Source organism: Pseudomonas sp. HN2, from assembly GCF_020736465.1.
Taxonomy (GTDB): domain Bacteria; phylum Pseudomonadota; class Gammaproteobacteria; order Pseudomonadales; family Pseudomonadaceae; genus Aquipseudomonas; species Aquipseudomonas moraviensis_A.
Genome location: NZ_CP085885.1, coordinates 2,215,147 through 2,233,550, shown reverse-complemented (window position 1 = coordinate 2,233,550; position 18,404 = coordinate 2,215,147). Strand labels below are relative to the sequence as shown.

The 18,404-nt window shown below is 50.6% G+C and carries 13 protein-coding genes and 2 pseudogenes; 9 read left to right on the top strand and 6 right to left on the bottom strand.

Annotation, left to right across the window (positions count from 1 at the left end):
• Positions 1-23 precede the first annotated feature (23 nt).
• Genes LIS66_RS09845 through LIS66_RS09835 form a run of 3 tightly spaced genes read left to right on the top strand, consistent with a single transcriptional unit; the run spans position 24 to position 3,030 of the window.
• Positions 24-1,373, top strand: coding sequence for an MFS transporter (locus tag LIS66_RS09845; protein ID WP_227974132.1), 1,350 nt, complete (start codon positions 24-26; stop codon positions 1,371-1,373).
• Between the two features lie 10 nt (positions 1,374-1,383).
• Positions 1,384-2,358 carry a hydroxyacid dehydrogenase gene (locus LIS66_RS09840; protein ID WP_227974131.1) on the top strand — a complete coding sequence of 325 codons (975 nt, stop codon included), beginning with the start codon at positions 1,384-1,386 and terminating at the stop codon, positions 2,356-2,358.
• 33 nt (positions 2,359-2,391) lie between these two features.
• Positions 2,392-3,030: an RraA family protein gene (locus LIS66_RS09835; protein ID WP_227974130.1), complete on the top strand. Its 639-nt coding sequence runs from the start codon at positions 2,392-2,394 to the stop codon at positions 3,028-3,030.
• Between the two features lie 234 nt (positions 3,031-3,264).
• Here LIS66_RS09835 and LIS66_RS09830 read toward each other — a convergent pair whose 3' ends face one another.
• Positions 3,265-4,221: a GlxA family transcriptional regulator gene (locus LIS66_RS09830; protein ID WP_227974129.1), complete on the bottom strand. Its 957-nt coding sequence runs from the start codon at positions 4,219-4,221 to the stop codon at positions 3,265-3,267.
• 185 nt (positions 4,222-4,406) lie between these two features.
• Here LIS66_RS09830 and LIS66_RS09825 point away from each other — a divergent pair, with 185 nt between their 5' ends.
• From LIS66_RS09825 to LIS66_RS09815, 3 genes are all read left to right on the top strand, one after another.
• Positions 4,407-5,297, top strand: coding sequence for an MBL fold metallo-hydrolase (locus tag LIS66_RS09825; protein ID WP_227974128.1), 891 nt, complete (start codon positions 4,407-4,409; stop codon positions 5,295-5,297).
• Between the two features lie 88 nt (positions 5,298-5,385).
• Positions 5,386-5,928: a cysteine hydrolase family protein gene (locus LIS66_RS09820; RefSeq protein WP_227974127.1), complete on the top strand. Its 543-nt coding sequence runs from the start codon at positions 5,386-5,388 to the stop codon at positions 5,926-5,928.
• Positions 5,929-6,181: 253 nt separating this feature from the next.
• Positions 6,182-7,051 (top strand): DMT family transporter, encoded by an 870-nt coding sequence (locus LIS66_RS09815; protein ID WP_227974126.1) that lies wholly within the window; start codon positions 6,182-6,184, stop codon positions 7,049-7,051.
• A 123-nt stretch (positions 7,052-7,174) separates the two neighbouring features.
• On the opposite strand, the gene pobA is transcribed toward LIS66_RS09815, so the two are convergent.
• On the bottom strand, positions 7,175-8,359 hold the full coding sequence (pobA, locus tag LIS66_RS09810) for a 4-hydroxybenzoate 3-monooxygenase (protein WP_227974125.1): 1,185 nt from the start codon (positions 8,357-8,359) through the stop codon (positions 7,175-7,177).
• A gap of 123 nt (positions 8,360-8,482) precedes the next feature.
• Positions 8,483-9,823: an alginate export family protein gene (locus LIS66_RS09805; RefSeq protein ID WP_227974124.1), complete on the bottom strand. Its 1,341-nt coding sequence runs from the start codon at positions 9,821-9,823 to the stop codon at positions 8,483-8,485.
• 407 nt (positions 9,824-10,230) lie between these two features.
• On the opposite strand from LIS66_RS09805, the gene LIS66_RS09800 reads away from it, so the two are divergent.
• Together LIS66_RS09800 and LIS66_RS09795 are read left to right on the top strand one after the other, a co-directional pair.
• Positions 10,231-11,640, top strand: a complete 1,410-nt coding sequence (locus LIS66_RS09800; RefSeq protein WP_227974123.1) for an APC family permease — start codon at positions 10,231-10,233, stop codon at positions 11,638-11,640.
• Positions 11,641-11,764: 124 nt separating this feature from the next.
• The gene (locus LIS66_RS09795) at positions 11,765-13,237 is read left to right on the top strand and encodes an aldehyde dehydrogenase family protein (RefSeq protein WP_227974122.1); all 1,473 of its coding nucleotides are present in this window, start codon (positions 11,765-11,767) and stop codon (positions 13,235-13,237) included.
• Between the two features lie 66 nt (positions 13,238-13,303).
• Here LIS66_RS09795 and LIS66_RS09790 read toward each other — a convergent pair whose 3' ends face one another.
• Positions 13,304-14,227, bottom strand: coding sequence for a LysR family transcriptional regulator (locus LIS66_RS09790; RefSeq protein ID WP_227974121.1), 924 nt, complete (start codon positions 14,225-14,227; stop codon positions 13,304-13,306).
• A gap of 731 nt (positions 14,228-14,958) precedes the next feature.
• On the opposite strand from LIS66_RS09790, the gene LIS66_RS09785 reads away from it, so the two are divergent.
• Positions 14,959-16,299, top strand: coding sequence for an aspartate aminotransferase family protein (locus LIS66_RS09785; protein ID WP_227974120.1), 1,341 nt, complete (start codon positions 14,959-14,961; stop codon positions 16,297-16,299).
• 131 nt (positions 16,300-16,430) lie between these two features.
• Here LIS66_RS09785 and LIS66_RS27940 read toward each other — a convergent pair.
• Positions 16,431-16,946: pseudogene (locus LIS66_RS27940) on the bottom strand (methyl-accepting chemotaxis protein); the annotation flags it as partial.
• A gap of 390 nt (positions 16,947-17,336) precedes the next feature.
• Positions 17,337-18,296: pseudogene (locus LIS66_RS27935) on the bottom strand (chemotaxis protein); the annotation flags it as partial.
• Positions 18,297-18,404 lie beyond the last annotated feature (108 nt).

The following is an 18,404-nucleotide window of genomic DNA, read 5'->3' as shown; positions in this document are numbered from 1 at the left end:
ACGTCCGCCAACCCGAGGTGCCCATGAACAACAATAACGTTATGGCCGAGCCTATCGTTCAGACCGTTGAAGAGACGGAGCAGACGAGGAAAGCCAAGAAAGCCACGAGGGCCGCTGTATTTGGAACCTTTGTCGAGTATTACGACTTCAGCGTTTACGGGTATGTCGCTGCAACCCTCGCCATGGTGTTCTTTCCTTCAGATGATGCAACGACCGGCCTGCTGAACACTTTCCTTGTGTTCGGCTCTGCTTTCTTGGTGAGACCGCTCGGCGCCATTGCCTTCGGCTGGCTCGGCGACAAGGTAGGCAGACGCTTCAGTCTGATCGCGAGCATTACCTTGATGGGGGCTGCTGCCACGCTCATTGGTCTGTTGCCCGGCTATGCACAGATTGGTGTCTGGGCGCCGATACTTCTTGTCGTACTACGCATGCTGCAGGGCTTTTCCGCTGGTGGCGAAATTGGTGGCGCTGCAAGCTACATTCGCGAGTGGGCTCCGCCTAAACGCCGCGCCTTGTACATCTCCTTCCTGCCCTCGATTGCTCAATTCGGTAAAGGTTTGGCAGCTGCGATTGCAGGTTTAGCTGCAGCGTCGCTCACCGATCCAGAGATGCTGTCCTGGGGCTGGCGTATTCCATTCCTGCTGGCATTGCCGCTCGGGATTATTGGTCTTTACATGCGCCTAAGCATTGAAGACAGCCCGGAGTTCGCTTCTAAGAAAAACGATGCCGAGGTCAAAAAAGGCCAGCCCTTCGCCGAGTTGATTCGTGACTACCGCATGCCTTTGGTCAAAGTGATCATGATTGCGATGGTTCAGAACATCGGCACGTACATCGGCACCGTGTTCATCGCGGCGTATTTCAGTTCAATTCTGGGGTACTCGAAAGGCGAAGCCTCCACCATCGTTCTAATTGCCGTAATTCTTGCTGCATTCCTGATCCCTCTCGCCGGCCAACTCGGGTCTTATCGCGGCGGAAAGTCCATTCTCCGCTACTCCTACCTGGCCTACGCCGTCGTGTCGATACCGTCCTTCATGCTGATGCAGCAAGGCTCGGTAAATCTGGCGATGGTAGGGCTCGCACTCGGAATGATTCCGTACGCCCTCTGCCAAGCGGGTACTTATTCGGTGATGCCTGAATTTTTCCCGATGCATATTCGCCACACTGGCGTCGCATTTGGCCACAGCGTAGGCGCTGTTATTGGCGGGGGTTCCGGCCCGTTCCTAGCCACCTGGCTGATCGGCGCGACCGGTAATCAATCCACGCCCGCATTCATTTTGTGCGTTTCAGGTCTCTTGGGTCTGATCGTTATCTCGACCGTTCGTAAAAATGCACCGGCGGCGGGCGATGACGCCAACACCCATCAATTCTCCTAAGGTGATGATCATGCCTTTGATTTATGTGACAAGCCCGATCCATCCAGACGTACTGGAAGCCCTTTCACCTCTTGGTGAAGTCCGACTCGGCTACGGCCCGAATGCAGTTTCCTATGCCGAAATCCAACAACAGGTAGATGCCGTATTTTTGCGCGGTGGCCACATCTCTGCGGAAATGATTGCCGACTCCCCGAAGCTGCGCATCGTCGCCCGACACGGCGCGGGATACGACAACGTTGACTATAAAGCAGCCGCCGAATTGGGGGTCTGGGTGACCAATACACCAGGCGCAAACAGAAGAAGCGTCGTCGAGCACGTGTTTGCATTACTGCTGGGTATCAGCCGCAAGATTCAACTAGCAACTGATCAGACTCGAAATAATATTTGGGCGGCAGATCGACTGTCTCTCACTGGTATAGAGCTCGAAGGCCGAACCTTAGGTTTGATTGGATTTGGCGACATTGGCCGGCACGTTGCGCCAGTTGCGGAAGCTTTCGGTATGAAGGTTCTTGCGACTGACCCTGCCTATGATTCGAGCTTCGATAAACGGTTGGTTGATCTCGATACCTTGTTAGAACATGCAGACGTGGTCAGCCTCCACGTGCCTCTGCAGCTAGGCACTGAGAACCTCATTGGCGGGGCTGAAATCGAGAAAATGAAAACAGGTGCCATCTTGATCAACACCAGCCGTGGTGGAGTGATCGATGAAGCGGCGGTTGCCGAAGCGCTTCGCAGCGGCAAGCTGGGGGGGGCAGGTGTGGATGTGCTGGCGGCGGAAAACATCGACATGATCACACCTTTCAGTTGCAACACATTCCCCGTTTCCGACTTACCTAACCTGCTCGTGACGCCCCATGTTGCCGGGCAAACCAATGAGTCGTTGCTGCGCGTTGGCATGAGCGCGGTAGAGGCGATCTCCGCAGTCTTGCGCGGCGAAGCTCCACTGCACCCAGTCAACAAACCTGTATCCAAGACGTTCAACTAATAGCGCTTTAAACGGATTCACGCCGAGGTCACCATGTTTATCAATGTATCTGATGAAAGCATCACCGTGAGCGGAGATTGGGAGCGCGCGTCCCTTAAACAAATTGAAGAGATATCGCATTACCCAGTCGCATTGATCGGCGATGTCCTGCAGCGCCTGGGAATGATGGCCTCCGCTATCCACCATGTGGCAGGTAAAGCTTCGTTCTACGGAACGGTGCTGCCTATCCTCACTTGGGAGGGTGACAACTTGGCCATTCACAGGGCGTTGGATGATGCGAAGCCAGGTGATGTTCTAGTCATCAACGGCAACGGTGAAACTAACCGTGCGGTCTTTGGCGATCTGCTGGGTGAAGTATGTCTGGCCCGCAAGGTTGCAGCGGTGGTCATAGACGGCGCGGTTCGAGATGTGGAGGAGCTGACTGCTATGGGGCTTCCGACCTATGCGCGCTCCGTGAATCCAGCCGGCCCGTCCAAATATGGCCCAGGCCAAGTCGGTGCACCAGTAGCGTGCGGCAACGTTGTGTGTAATCCAGGCGATGCCATTCTGGGGGATAGAGACGGAATTATCGTCATCAGCCGCCATTTGGTTCCATCGCTCGCTGAGAAACTGAAAATCCAGGATGGGATCGAGAACAGTTTCAGAGAAAAAGTCCGGGCGAGCATTCGCTGAGTCGCCGAGACGTCCGGGGGGATATTTAACCTCCCCTTGGATATCATTTGAGCGCTAAATACTCATAACTGAATTTTGGAAAAGCCGCCTCGGCGTTCGCCGAGTCAGACAACAGAGTGGGATATCGGGAGGTGAGTGTCCTTACCTGATAACTGCGAGCGAGAAAATTATCTCCCAATAGTTCCACAGCAAAAGCTCGGTTGCGTCCTCGTTGAAATTCTTTTAGATCCAAATTCATCTCGCGGAAAATGTTCGCCGATACTCAGAAGGCGACGTGCCGAGTTGAATGCTGAATTGTTGCCTAAACGATAACGGCGTACCAAATCCAGCTTCACCGGCAATACATTCGACAGGCAGGTCAGTGGTTTCCAATAGCTCCTGTGCTCTGGCAACCCGCTGAGCGTTCAACCATTTGGTGACGGTGCTGCCGGTCGCCTCCCTGAACCGCCGAGTAAATGTGCGCCTACTCATCTTGGCCATGTCAGCCAATACGTCGAGTGACAGATCATTAGAGAGGTTCGCTCGGGCCCACACCATCACGTCAGACAGATGCGCCTCGCTAGATAGTTGGGGCACTGGGTGCTCAACATACTGCGCTTGGCCTCCCTGCCTATGCGGCGGAGTCACAAGCATCTTCGCCGTACGATTCGCTACGTCAGCACCGAGCCGCTGCCGTATCAGATGAAGGCAGCAATCAATTGCTGCCACGGTACCCGCCGAGGTGATGATGTTATCGGCACTGACATATAGAACCTCAGGTCTAAAGCGCACTTCAGGGAAACGTCGCGCAAACTCTTCTCGGGCGGCCCAGTGGGTGGTTGCTTCCTTGCCATCAAGCAAACCGGCATCTCCAAGGACAAATGAGCCCAAACATAAACCGACTATCAGCTTGCCTCGGGAACTGGCGCGCTGGAGCGCCCTCACGAGTTGCGCGGATGCAGTTTCTAATTGATCGCCCCATGCTGGAACGACGATTACGTCAGATTCCTCCATCAGTTCCAATCCATAAGTGACAGCAAGGTCAATGCCTTGGTCGCTAGTCACCATTCCCGTGCTCTCAGCGAAATAATTTATTACGTACTGAGGCTCACCAGGTGCGGATTGAGCAGTGCCCAGCACCATTCCAGGAACGGAAAGATGGAACAGGCTGACGCCTTCAAAAGCCAGAACAGCAACGCGTATGGATTGCATAAAATAGCCTTAGGTTGACCGCCTAAATAAGCGCGCATTCGAGCAGCAAGCGCTTCATTCGCCGCATCTTACGTCTTCGCTGATCGGCTGGCCCAATTATATCGGAATATGTCATTCAGGCCACTGTTGTGATCCTTCGCAGTCGGCAAGAATGAATCTCTCGATGCATTAATAGGATCAGTCCAATGATTTTAAGAAAACTTCCCCTTGTCCTCAGCTTCGCTTGCGCTACCGCCGGCACATGGGCATTCGCCAATACAGATGTCTCATCAGCACCAATCACAGCCCACAAAGTGGACTTGCAGCAAATTCGTAACGCAACGGTCAAAATCACTTATGGGGACACCACGTTTCTAGTCGATCCGATGCTTGCAAAAAAAGGAGCCTACCCAGGATTTGAAAATACCTACCGTAGCAATCTCCGTAATCCAATGGTCGATCTCACCGAATCGCCAGCCGAAGTTATCGCTGGTGTAGATGCGGTCATCCTCACCCATACCCATCTCGATCATTGGGATGAAGCTGCGCAGAAAGCGCTGCCTAAAGACATCCCGCTGTTCACGCAACACGAAGACGATGCCAAGCTGGTTCGTTCCCAAGGCTTCACAAATGTGAAGGTACTGAAGGATGAAACTGAATTCGGTGGAGTGAAACTCACCAAGGCAGGCGGACAGCACGGTACAGACGAAATGTATGCAGTGCCCCCACTCGCAAAGCTTTTGGGTGAGGCCATGGGCGTTGTTTTTCAAGCCCCTGGCTACAAGACCGTCTACCTTGCCGGTGACACCATTTGGCGTAAGGAGGTTGATCAGACCATTCAGAAATTCCATCCAGAAGTCATCGTGCTCAATACAGGTAAAGCAAAGGTGAATGGATTCGATGGTGCGATCATCATGGGTGAAGACGACGTCCTGCATGCGTCCCAAGCGGCGGCAACAGCGAAGATAGTCGCCGTGCATATGAATGCAATCAACCATACCTCGCTGACACGTGAAGCACTACGAACCTACGTCAAGGAGCAAGGAATCGAAAATCGCGTAGATATTCCAGAGGACGGCGCTTCGCTGAAATTTTGACTTAAACCCTCTTGCGTCGGGATTAAAGCTCTTTAAGCGCGATCCCAGCTCAATATTCAAATCATTGGATAATCGACGGGAGACCCTCATGAAACGAGGCCTTGTAGTAGTTGACCTACAAAACGAATATCTACCAACCGGAAAGTTGCCTTTAACCGGCATCGACGCAGCTGTAGAGAATGCTATCCGGGTCATCAGCCACGCGCGCGATACGGGTGTTCCTGTTTTTCACATTCGGCATGAGTCCGCTGATGATGCTCCGATCTTCGCCAAGGGATCGACTGGTGCGGAAACTCAACCAGACGTAGTTCCGCAAGGTAACGAACCTGTAATCGTAAAAAAACATATCAACGCATTCAGGGAAACGGATCTGAAGCAGCAATTAGAAGCGGCTGATGTCCAAGAAATCGTGGTCATAGGTGCGATGAGCCACATGTGCATTGACGCGGTGGTACGTGCAGCTGCGGACATGGGTTATCAGGTGACTGTGTTGCATGATGCGTGCGCCACATTGGATCTCACCTTTCGTGGTGTTTCCGTACCTGCCCCCCTGGCGCATGCGGCAATAATGGCCGCGTTCGAGTTCGGCTACGCCACTGTTCAGTCAGTGGACGAGTATCTATTGGCCTGACTAGGCGACTGTAAGTCTTGGGGCCCTAGGGCCCCTTGTCGTTTCCTACAGTACTACGCGAGATTAAACGAAGGATTCCCTCCTCCTATCGATTTTGGAATGCAAGGAGCCCAGACGCGTATGGGGCAAGCAATGAATTTTAACACTGCGCAGAGCTCATCCCCTTTCTAATGGCATTAAGAGACACGTCCGATTTCCCATCAAGTAGGTCTGGACGCAATAAAAGTAACTAGAAAAAATAATAGGAGACCGTGTGAATAATCCTCGCTGGGTGATTCAAGTAATACTGTGCTTAGTGGCATTCGCGGCAAACTCAGTATTCTGCAGACAAGCATTGATGGAGGGGCAGATTGACCCTGAGTCATTTACGATGATTCGATTGCTCAGCGGTGGGATTTTTTTGCTGATGCTAACCAAGATTCGCAGTTCTAGATTAACTGTCGGTGGAAGTTGGAAGGGAGGCCTGTCCCTTTTCGTATATGCCTATCTCTTCTCAATCGCTTACGTTCAGTTAGGTGCAGGTATGGGCGCTCTGATTTTGTTCGGTGCAGTGCAGGTAACAATGTTTATTTTCTCGTGGATTCAAGGAGAACGCTTTCATAAGAGGGTGGTGATCGGCATGCTGATTGCTTCTTCCGGTTTGCTCATGTTGTTGCTACCTGGCACCAGCTCCCCTCCTTGGGATGGTGCGCTGCTAATGACAATTTCCGGTGTGGCATGGGGTGCCTATTCGCTGCTGGGAAAGGGAGCTGCGAATCCACTTGCCCAGACCACCGGCAACTTTGTGAGGTGTCTTCCATTCATGCTCATACTTGGTACAGCCATGTTGTATGGAAGCGCCCTTCAGATCAGCGCTCCTGGAGTGATGTATGCACTTGCTTCAGGTGTCTTGGCATCAGGCTGCGGTTACGCGCTCTGGTACAGCACAATCAAGCACATTAGCTCTCAACAGGCCGCCACTCTCCAGTTAAGCGTTCCGATAATCGCTTCGCTTGGAGGTATACTGGTTTTGAATGAGCCTATATCGCTGCACCTATTGTTGATCTCAGGCATCGTACTGGGAGGTGTCGCGATGGCGTTACTGCCAAAACGTGAGCGTAGCGTATCTGGTCAAAAGTACTGATAACCAATATTCGACTCACTTTGATGCCTTGTACACTCCAAGCTCACGAGGGTAGTTCACGATCGTCCAGTTTTATCCCAACAAATGAAGCGGGTGACTTGGGATACCTCAGACTTTCTTTACTTACTCAATAGCCTCGTAAGGGAGTCCCACGTAATTTTCTGCGATAGTCCGACGCCCCGCCTCAGAGCGTACAAAATAGTCGAGCTCGGCCTGCTTAATTCGCTGCCCAAAATCATCATTTCCTGGGAAGCGATGCAGTATTGAAGTCATCCACCATGAGAAACGCACAGCCTTCCAGATTCGACGCAAACAAACTTCAGAATAGCGTTCGAGAAGATCTGTACGGCCTTCTTGATAAACCTTCACAAGAATGCGGCTGAGTGTGCTCACATCGCTGGCCGCAAGGTTAAGGCCTTTTGCGCCGGTTGGAGGCACAATATGCGCCGCATCACCCAGCAGAAAAAGGGCTCCGTACTGCATAGGCTCAACGACAAAACTGCGAAGTGGAGCGATACTCTTTTCAATAGACGGGCCAGTTATGAGCCTGTCAGCGGTTTCTGCAGGGAGCCGCTTTTTCAACTCCTGCCAGAAACGATCGTCAGACCAAGCTGCGACTTTTTCATCGCTAGGTACCTGAATGTAATAGCGGGTGCGAGTAGGTGATCGCATACTGCATAAAGCGAAACCGCGTTCATGGCTGGCATAGATGAGTTCAGCACTCACGGGAGGTGTATCCGCTAACACCCCTAACCAGCCGAATGGATAGACACGCTCAAACTCCTTAAGAACCCCATCCGGGATAGTCTTTCGCGACACACCATGGAATCCATCGCAGCCTGCGATGTAGTCACAGTCCAAGCGAACAGTCGATCCATCATGATCGAAGGTGATGTAAGGCGCCGTGGATTTTATATCTTTCGGCTGTACGTTCGTGGCGTTGTAGTAAGTAATACCTGCGCTGGAGCTTCTAGCCTGCATTAGATCCCTAGTAACTTCGGTCTGACCGTAAACCATTACAGTTTTACCATTGGTCAAACCCTTAAGGTCTATATGCTCACTACGCCCATCGAACGCTAATTCAAATCCGTCATGAACGAGACCTTCGCGATCCATTCGTTCGGCAACACCCGCTTGTCGCAGCAAATCGACAGTCCCTTGCTCAAGCACGCCCGCACGAATACGCCCAAGGACATAATCAGGGGTCTGCCGTTCGATAATGACATTATCAATGCCAGCCTTTAGGAGCAGTTGACCAAGCAAGAGACCAGAAGGGCCAGCTCCGATGATTGCAACTTTTGTTCTCATCTTTTTTGTCCTAAGCGGGTGAATGCCACCATGGCGATTCTTCTTATTTCAGTTCTGTAAAATGCTTTATGCCGAACTCACATAAAGCAACTCATCAAACTAGACGCGTTTAAACGAGACAATCTAGAAGGAAGTACCCACGATGAGCTGTACGTAAGTATTAGTATTTTCACTACCTAACTGCGAACCTCCTTGGCTGGCAGCTTTCTCTGGTTTATAGAACCCCAATACCGGACTGATGAAGACATGATCCGTAACCGCCACCTCAGCATATATATCGACCTCTCTTCCACCGAGGTTAGCTAGGCTGCGATCAATTGGATCAAAGTCAAAGTAAAGCGCTCCTATTGTGAGGTTTTCGCGTGGAGAGACCTTCAACCCGACGTGGTGAACACGAGTATTACTATTGAAAGGGCCTGCGTAATTAGATGCCACTTCGCCCTGAAACCAAGTGCCATATCCTCGGCTGTTGCCATAGAACAGTGGGTCAAAATATTCAGAAAAGCGACTGTAACGATATGTGGCTTTGGGTGACCATGGAACAGATGCAAAAGTCCAACTGCCCTCCATATACCACGCCTTTTCACGACCACTGCTTCTGTCTTGAATCGCGTACTCGACAGCTAGATTAAAATTCTCTATTCCTAAAGAACCTGCACCTCGTAGGCTAACGGTTTGCATACCGTCACGCTCTGATTGGAATGGAGTAGCAAAACGTTCATTTACATCCAGACCTTTAATATATGTGAGGCCTAAAGTCCCCTCATCGGCCACACGCTCTAAAGTAGCGACAGCTAACTTTGTTTCGGCTTGAGCTCGATTATCTGAGCCCAGCCACATCAGGTCACCCCTCCAACCTTTTTCTCCACCAATACGGAGCACAGCAGTTCCATCAAATGCTTTGCGAGGAGCCAAATAATAAGCGCCGCCCCGATCAAAGTTATTACCAAGATCGACATCGCCTAGACTAAGTGCATCACCCTTAATTAAAAAACCATCCCCAACGACTACCTCTTGGCGACCGGCAGAAATTTCAATACCGTTTTCGCCAAGACCAGAAAAAAGGTTTCCAGAACGCCAGCCAAGATAGGCATCTTCGACGGCAGTCCGCCGCTCGGAGCCTTTTGTAAAGCCCGCTGCATCCCCATCACCCCACGTCCCTGAACTTAGGAGGCTGAAGGCACCGTATAGACTTGAATGATTTTGAAATTTGCTGCTTCCATTTAGACCATATTTGATGAAACCCTCTCGCCAGTTTGAAGAACCTGAATCCTTCGTACCAGTTGTTGCGTAATTCTCGTCACTGTGCATCGAGGCAAATACTGCGTCGACCTTTGCGTTAAGTATCTGGCAATGCTGATTGTAGAGTTCGTAAGCCCGGGATTCTAAAGAAAATGTCAATACACCCACGGCGAAAGCTATCGACGTGTATCCAAATTTTTGAGCTTCATATTTAATCAACATAATTAATCCCTAATTTTATATTTATTATCGGAATTTACGAAAAATCAATACTAAAACACTGCCGACCATATTTCCCAAATCGCGGCTATACGGTAGGTAGCGCATAACATTGCCAGAACCGATCGGCCACCAACTCAACTTCAGGAGGATGATTTTTTGCACTCAAGATATTTTTGGCAATGGCGTTTTACTGATCGAACAATCGCTACTTCCGATCAAGGGGCGCCAACTCAAAAAACATCCGTCGCCCGCGTGCACCCGCCCATGAATAAGCCGGAAAGCGTTGGTTCAATCACCGGCTATGATCGAACGATCAGCGTTTGAGGATTGCCAGGCTGAACCGCTGGGAGAAAAATCGAGTTACCAATAACAATTCAAATCCCGTCTTGCTGTAAGGGGAGGCCTATATGCAAATTGAGCCGACACAACAAGGGCTTAAGCCCAAATCCTTAGGTGTCTCAGACATCGTCTTTTTTGTAATTGCAGCTGCGGCCCCGCTTGGTGCTACCCTCGGCGCAGGCCCTGTGGTTTTCGCTATGGGAGGTGCGGGCGCACCAGGCATCTATCTGATCGCCTCTCTTGTGTTGCTCCTTTTCGCTATTGGCTTTGCAGCGATGAGTCGTCACGTGATCAGCGCTGGGGGCTTCGCTGAGCTAGTGACCCACGGATTAGGACGAGCAGCCGGCAATGCAGCTGGCGGAATTGCGCTGCTTGCGTATATCGCCATGTTGACGGGAATTTACGGTCAATTCGCCGCATTCGGAGCAGACTTGGCTCTTTCGATGGCAGGATTGCATGTGGACTGGCGCGTCATTGCCCTCCTCATCATTGGGTTGGTAGGAATTTTCGGCTATATGGACGTTAAGATATCAGCCAAGGTGCTAGGCGTGCTGATGATCTTCGAGATCCTAATCCTTCTTATCTTTGACATTGCGGTCTTCGCGCAAACGAATGCTAAGAATTTCTCTTGGAATGGCTTCATGCCTTCTCAGATATTCACTCCTGGTCTTGGGGTTGCACTGATGTTCGCGTTTTGCTGTTTTGTAGGGTTTGAGTCCACAACCATTTATGGGGAAGAAGCTAAGAATCCAAGTCGCACCGTTCCCCTGGCTACATATGTCGCCATCGCAATCATCGGTATTTTTTACACGCTTACGACGTGGTGCCTCGGCCTGGCATATGCGAATAGCGATGTTCAGAGTGTCGCCGGCGCTGACATGATCAACTTCGTGTTCAATGCCAACACGAAGTATGTTGGCGCGCTTTCCACAGAAATAATGAAAGTCTTAGTAGTCACAAGTGTATTCGCGGTTTTACTTTCTTTCCACAATGCCCTGAGTCGTTATACTTTCGCACTGGCTCGCAGCAGCTTCCTACCTCGAAAGCTCAGCCAAGTACATCCGAAACACGCTAGCCCACATGTTGCAAGCGTTGCGCTCTCGATCACGACCGTCATCGCGGTCGGAGTCTTCATGCTCACCAATGCCGACCCGATACAGCATCTCTATCTGTGGATGGTTGGGCTTGGCACCCTAGCAGTCCTAGCCCTACAGACCTTGGGTGCTGCAGCTGTCGTTGGATTCACTTTCAAGACTAATAAGTGCAGCAAATGGCAGGGCGTAATCGCTCCAACCCTAGGCGGATGTGGACTGGCAACTGCCGTTGTCCTTGCGGTAGCGAATTTTGACGAACTGACTGGTGCGAAGGAAGGTATCGCAACGCTTCTTCCCTGGTTGGTTGTAATAGCAGCTTTACTTGGGGTCATTAATGGATTCCGAGCCAAACGGGATATCCCTGTGACACCGGCGATTTCCTGAAGCGACTACCTGCCCACTAGCAAACATTGAAATTATAGACGGGTGGTGCTCAATTGTGGTGCCGCCCCGGTATGGCAAGCGACCCAGAATCCAAGGTACGGTCGTCATAAATTCGGAGAATAATGTGCACAATAATCATCCTTACAGCGACCTTAACCTGCAGCTCATTGGCGGAGTTTGGCGCGAAGGTCGGACAGGGCGTTCGATGACTGTCAGCGACCCCTTCACCCAGCAAACGCTGCTTGAAATTGCGTTGGCTAATAAGGACGACTTGAATGAAGCTTATGCTAAAGCGAAAGCGGCACAGCCCGGTTGGGCAGCAATAGGGCCATCTACGAGAGCGAAAGTGCTCCTAAGAGCTGCTCAGATTTTTGATGATCGCCATGACGAGTTAGTTGAGTGGATCATTTCCGAGTCAGGGAGCACGCGGATTAAAGCAGAGATCGAGTGGGCGTCAGCTAAAGCTATCACTCTGGAGGCAGCTTCATTTCCGAGTCGAGTTCATGGCCGAATCGTGGAATCCGATGTCCCTGATAAAGAAAGCCGTGTTTACCGACGCCCACTCGGCGTTGTTGGGGTGATAAGCCCGTGGAATTTCCCATTCCATCTTACCCAGCGGTCGCTGGCACCGGCGTTGGCTCTTGGCAACGCGGTAGTTGTAAAACCTGCCAGCGACACTCCGGTCACTGGAGGCTTACTGCTTGCGCGCATTTTCGAAGAAGCAGGACTGCCAGAAGGAGTTCTCAGCGTGGTAGTGGGCGCTGGATCTGAGATTGGCGATGACTTCGTTCTCCATCCTGCGCCAAGCTTTATCTCCTTTACAGGATCAACCCCGATTGGCCAAAATATCGCCCGCCAAGCTGGTAGCGGCGACTATTTGAAACATGTGGCGTTGGAATTAGGCGGTAACAACCCTTTTGTGGTGCTAGCTGATGCGGATCTCAAGCAAGCAGTTCACGCGGCTGTTGTAGGCAAATTTCTGCACCAAGGCCAAATTTGTATGGCTATCAATAGAATCATTGTGGAGGAGCCGATTTACGATTCATTTGTTTCCTTGTTCATTCAGCGCGTTAGTAACTTAGTTATCGGTGATCCTAAGAACCCGGCAACCTCCGTTGGGCCTGTGATCAATCGCAAACAGTTTGCCGGCTTAGTCGATAAGGTTGAACAGGCCAAAGCGGATGGCGCAACATTGGCTTATGCTGGCGAATCTGCAGGACTCGTATTCGCACCTCACGTTTTCACTGAAGTGACATCCGACATGGAATTGGCTTACGAAGAAATTTTCGGGCCTATCGCTGGGATAATGCGTGCGCGTGATGCCGATCACGCACTGGAGCTGGCTAACGCTACCCGTTTTGGATTATCCGCTGCGGTTTTTTCGGGTGACATCGAACGCGGGGTACAATTTGCTCGACGCATTCATTCTGGTATGGCCCACGTGAATGACATGCCGGTTGCAGATGCGCCTAACGTCCCCTTTGGCGGGGAGAAGAACTCGGGCCTAGGCAGATTCAATGGCGACTGGGCAATTGATGAGTTCACAACCACTCAATGGGTATCCGTTCAGCGGCACCCCCGGCACTATCCCTTCTAAGCACACACCCTCCAGTTTGCCAACTGGCTGGAGGGGTAAGCGCACACTCTTGGGGCTCGCGAGCAATTAGGCAACTTCGCTGCGACGAGCCTCAGGAATGCAAGAAAGGGAGCTCTCCAGTGTCTCTGCCACACAGCGTCGAAGCGATCGAACCAATGGCGATCTGTTACCAGCAAGTGTTGCCAAAGCCAATGAGCTGCGTGGAGCGTCAGCTAGGGGTACGTAGCGCACTCCTGGGTGACTGAATAAGCGAGTGGCTGTCAGCGGGAACGTGTCAAACGCACCACCATAGGCGACAGCAGCCAAGCTCTCAGGAATCGACTGGACATACGCTCCTATCCGGCACGCCTCATGCCGCTCCGATCCCAAACTCCAATAATCAGCCCACTCTATGGGAGCCCCCTCACCCGCTACCGCGAAAGGTTGCTCGATCAAGTCTGAAATAGAGAGGATCGAGGCATGTGCCATTTCATGGTTCGCCGGTACGGCAGCGACTCGTGGCTCATCAAACATCACATCGAGCTCAAGACGCGGATCGCAAATCGGTAATCTAACGAGCGCAGCATCTACTTTGCCAGAAATGAGCGCTTGCACCTGATTTGTCATAGACAGCTCAGTAAACACCAACCGAATACCAGGATTGCTTTGTTGATAGAGCGTGAAAATAAGGTGGGTAAGCTCACCCGCAGCATCTCCAAAAAAACCTAACTTCAGGACACCACGACTATTTTCAGCCAGGGCTCGGCATTCTAGGATCGTATTGTTCATGCTCCCCAAGAGCGTGCGAGCCTGATCTATGAATGTCTGACCTGCCTCAGTCAGGGAAACGCGATGACTGGTACGTTCAAATAATCTGAATCCCAACTCACTCTCAAGCTTAGCAATTTGAGCACTCAAGCCCGATTGGGCAATGTTCTCGATCTCGGCTGCCTTACCAAAATGGAGGGTCTCAGCAAGCCGGGTTGCCAAGAGAAGCTGTTTTGTGTCCATTGCTGGGTACCTGCTACTCACGGAGCGTGTGGAAGAGCTATCCCTTGCAAATATCATGCAAATTACTGCATTCGCGAAAAAGCATCGAAGCTCTACCCGACCTGCGGATCCCGCCTCGGCTGGCTGATTGAATGATGCACCCAATCAGTGCAGAACGCTCAAATTTATGTCAATACAGGATCTGGATGAAGCTTGTAGTCCCCCCAGTTCACACAGCGACCCTGTAGCTTATTTCCCAAAAGCTGCGAATGCTCGGCGACTCAACGAAAAACCCGCCTGATAGCGGGCAGCCAGGGCGCAGACCGTAACAATCGCTTTGAGAGGTAACACTTTAAAATACTGCGATTCCGGCCCTTACTATTCAACCATGTAGGGTGCCATGCTTTTCATTTGGCGGCCATATTCCATTCGAGTCTGAACAATGGATCTCACTGCGTATGGATTTGAAAGGCCAATCTACATAGAACTCGCAGTTTTTGAAAAAAATCAGCAATCACAAATGCTGATCAAACGATCTATAAACCCCCATTGCTCCCATACTTATTGTGAAAATAATATGACCTTAGCTTTCGTCAAGTGCACAGAAGCCGAAGCTGTATCAATGAGGAGACTACGAACCCTCATGAGCGTCAACTCTGGTGTCGAGATCTAATTCGTAATGTGCATAAAAATATTGGCAAAGTCTGAGATAATTCAAAACAACCATAATTTAAGTACATTTGGAAATAGCCATGAAGCTTAATTACCAGCAATCGCTTAAAAATTTCTCTGAAGCCTTTTCTCTTTCCAAAGAAGAAACCTCGAAAGGAAAGGAATATATTCCAGGAGGTTTTAGCAGGCGCACATTTGGCTATGGCCCGCATGCAATTTTCGTAGATAAAGGCGAAGCTCAGTATCTTCATACCATCGAAGGTAAAAAACTTCTCGACCTCAATAATAATTTTGCAACCAATGTACTGGGCCATAATCACCCAGCGATAATAAATGCAATCCAAGAAACACTACCCAATGGTTTCTCATTCGGTAATCCTACCAATCATGAACTCGATCTGGCAAAGCTGATTTGTGAGCGCATCGATTCCGTTGAGCAAGTAAAGTTTTTTTGCTCCGCTAGCGAGGCATGCTTGAGTGCCGTCCGTATCGCCAGAGGCTATACAGCCCGTAAAAAAATTGCCAAATTTGAGGGGGGATATCACGGTTTTTCGGATGACTTGGCCATTTCCGCCCACCCTAATCCAAACAATTTTCCCGGCCCCGACTCAAATCCAAAAGCGCTTCCAGATTCCGACGGAATTCCTGCCTACAAAAGCGACAACGTAATCGTTCTGACTCAAAATGATTTCGAGTCTTGCGAAAAAGTTCTTCGTGGCAACGCAGACGAAATTGCATGTTTGATCATGGAATTACAAACTTGTGCGGGCGGAATTGTAGAGCTAGATAAAAACTTCGTACAAAAGCTTAGAGCTCTTACTGAAGAGCTGGGCATCCTTCTCATCGCTGATGAAACGATTACACTCCGTGCGAATTTCAAAGGGCTGCAAAGCGAGTATCAAATTAAGCCGGACTTGACAGTCCTCGGGAAAATGATCGGTGGTGGCCTACCCATCGGAGCAGTTGGCGGCAGCAAAGAGGTCTTCCGCGTTATCGAGGAAAACCAGGTTATGATTTCTGGCACCCACCATGGGCATCCATTGGCCTGTGCTGCTGGCATTGCCTGCCTTAAAGCCATGGATGAGCATGCTTATCGACGACTCAACGAAATGGCAGCGAAGATCAAATCCGAACTGAATGATTGGGCCAAAGAGTCCGAATATCCATTTACCGTTTTCGGCTCCTTTTCGGTATTCGCATACGCATTCACAAAAGAGCTTGGCCAGACTATCAACACACATCGTGACTATTGGCATAAAATCGATGAAAACAGCATGGGTATCTACGCACTCGAAATGGCGACTCGGGGCTACTACCCGGTACACCGGGGCCAAGTGGGTCTCACACTCCCGATGACAGACGAGGACGTCAACGGCTACATTGAAACCACCAAGGACATCATTCGTCTGATTTACGCTTAAAAAATAACGGCTTGCGTGAACAGTGTAGACACGCAAGCCGTCTTGTTATTAGCATCAAAAGAGACAGTTCTAATTGTATTGTGAGACGAAACGACAACATTATCGGCGTCGCTAGGTGCCACCCTGGCTAGTTACGTAACAAACTGGTTGGCCAGTGCCTGTTGCTGAATGGCCAACGAATTAATTGCTCTGCTGACTTCTTGAGACTCTCGCGCCTGCGTTGAAAGCGATTCCGTAACATCCCGAATTGTGATCACGTTTTGGCTAACCTCGCCTGCCACTCTGCTCTGCTCCTCAACTGCAGAGGCAATCTGAAAATTCATATCGTTAATGACGCCCACAGACTCATTAATCCGATCAAATGCTTTTGAAGCATCGCCCACATGCGTTACTGCTACTTGAGCCTGGGCTACCCCTTTTTTCATTGCGCTGACTGTTTCGAGCGTATTTCTCTGCAATTGCTGGATCACGTCGCGAATTTCTTCAATGGAATCACTGGTGTTGCTCGCGAGGTTGCGAACCTCCTCAGCCACAACTGCAAAGCCCCGGCCCGCCTCTCCCGCTCTTGCAGCCTCAATAGCCGCATTCAAAGCGAGAAGGTTAGTCTGCTCAGCTACTGCCTGGATCACCTCGAGTACGCTGCCGATACGATCGCTACTGCCGGCTAGCCCTTCGATCTTTAACATGGCCGTCGATATTTCCTTCGCCAAACCCTCAATCGTGTCACATGTCGCCTTGATAATTCGCTGCCCATCCTGCGTTGCGACTCCAGCTTCACCTGTAGCATCGGCTGCCCTGGTCGCGCTATGTGCCACTTCTTGAGCTGAAGAGCTCATTTCATTCGACGCGGTAGCCGCTTGGTCAATCTCCCGGTATTGCTGCTGCATTTCAGCGCTGATTTTATCCGAGATGGTTGCTGATCTATCGGCATTGCTATGCGCCTCTAATACCAGTCGCTTCAAATCGGACATCATTGGCTGAAGCTTACCGAGGAATGTGTTGAACCACATCATCAGAACGCCTAGTTCATCCTTACGGGAATAGTGCAGTCGTTTTGTAAGATCACCCCCACTACCTGCAACCTCTTTAAGCATTTCCGAAACTTGGTGGATCGGAGTTACGATTCTTCGAGCAATCAAGAAAACTATCAATAATCCCAAACTTAGAGCGACGGCTCCATAAAGTGTTGACCAAACTGCATCAGAGAAATTGCGCTCAACCAATTTCGCCGTCAAAGCATGGGCTGGCTGCATTACAACGTGATTAGGAACGTCTAGCACAACGCCCCAATTAGCGGAGTCTGGAATAGGCTGCACCGGGAGAGACACCCGCTGGTTGCCATGCAGCAAAGCGACAGACGTCGAGCCGCCTCTAACGGAGTTCAGTAGCTCCATCGCATCATCAATGCCGGCCTTAACCAAGGGCAATCCCAGTTTTTTTGAATCTGCACTGTGGCCCGCCAAGAGTCCGGTTGGGCTGAATATACTCACTTGCCCCGTTCCTTCGAAAAGCTTCGTGTTACCTTCCTGTACCAACTGTTGCACCGACTCCAAGCTAATATCCATACCAACCACTCCAAGTACCTTTTGACCATCCAAAAGAGGAAACGAAAGCGTGGTGATCAATGTTTTCCGACCCGACGAGTCGTCAAAATAAGGAGATAACAAACACGGCTTAGCGGATGTTTGGGGACAGGTATACCAACGATTGAACTCAGTACCATCAAGTGTCAGGGCCGTATCAGAGATAACAGACTCAGGTGTCGCCTGAACAACAAGGCGTCCGTCCTGCTGCGCCGCATAGAACGAAAATCGACCGACCTCGTTGCTCCCAAGGTCATCCCTTCCCATAAATAACTTGTCATTCCCATCGAGTGAGTTAGGCTCGAAAATGATATAAAAACTGAGCAGTTCAGGGTGCGACTTTAGATTATCCGAAACTAAATTTATTAGTTCAATCCTTCCCGTTAGCGACTCCAGACTTCCATCCCTTATCATTTTGCGGACTTGAACCGCACTGGTCGAAATGTCGAGCCCGCTCTGATACGCGCCCTGGAAATATTTCTGAACAGCTGCGCTTTGAAGCCCAGCTTCAGCCACCAATAT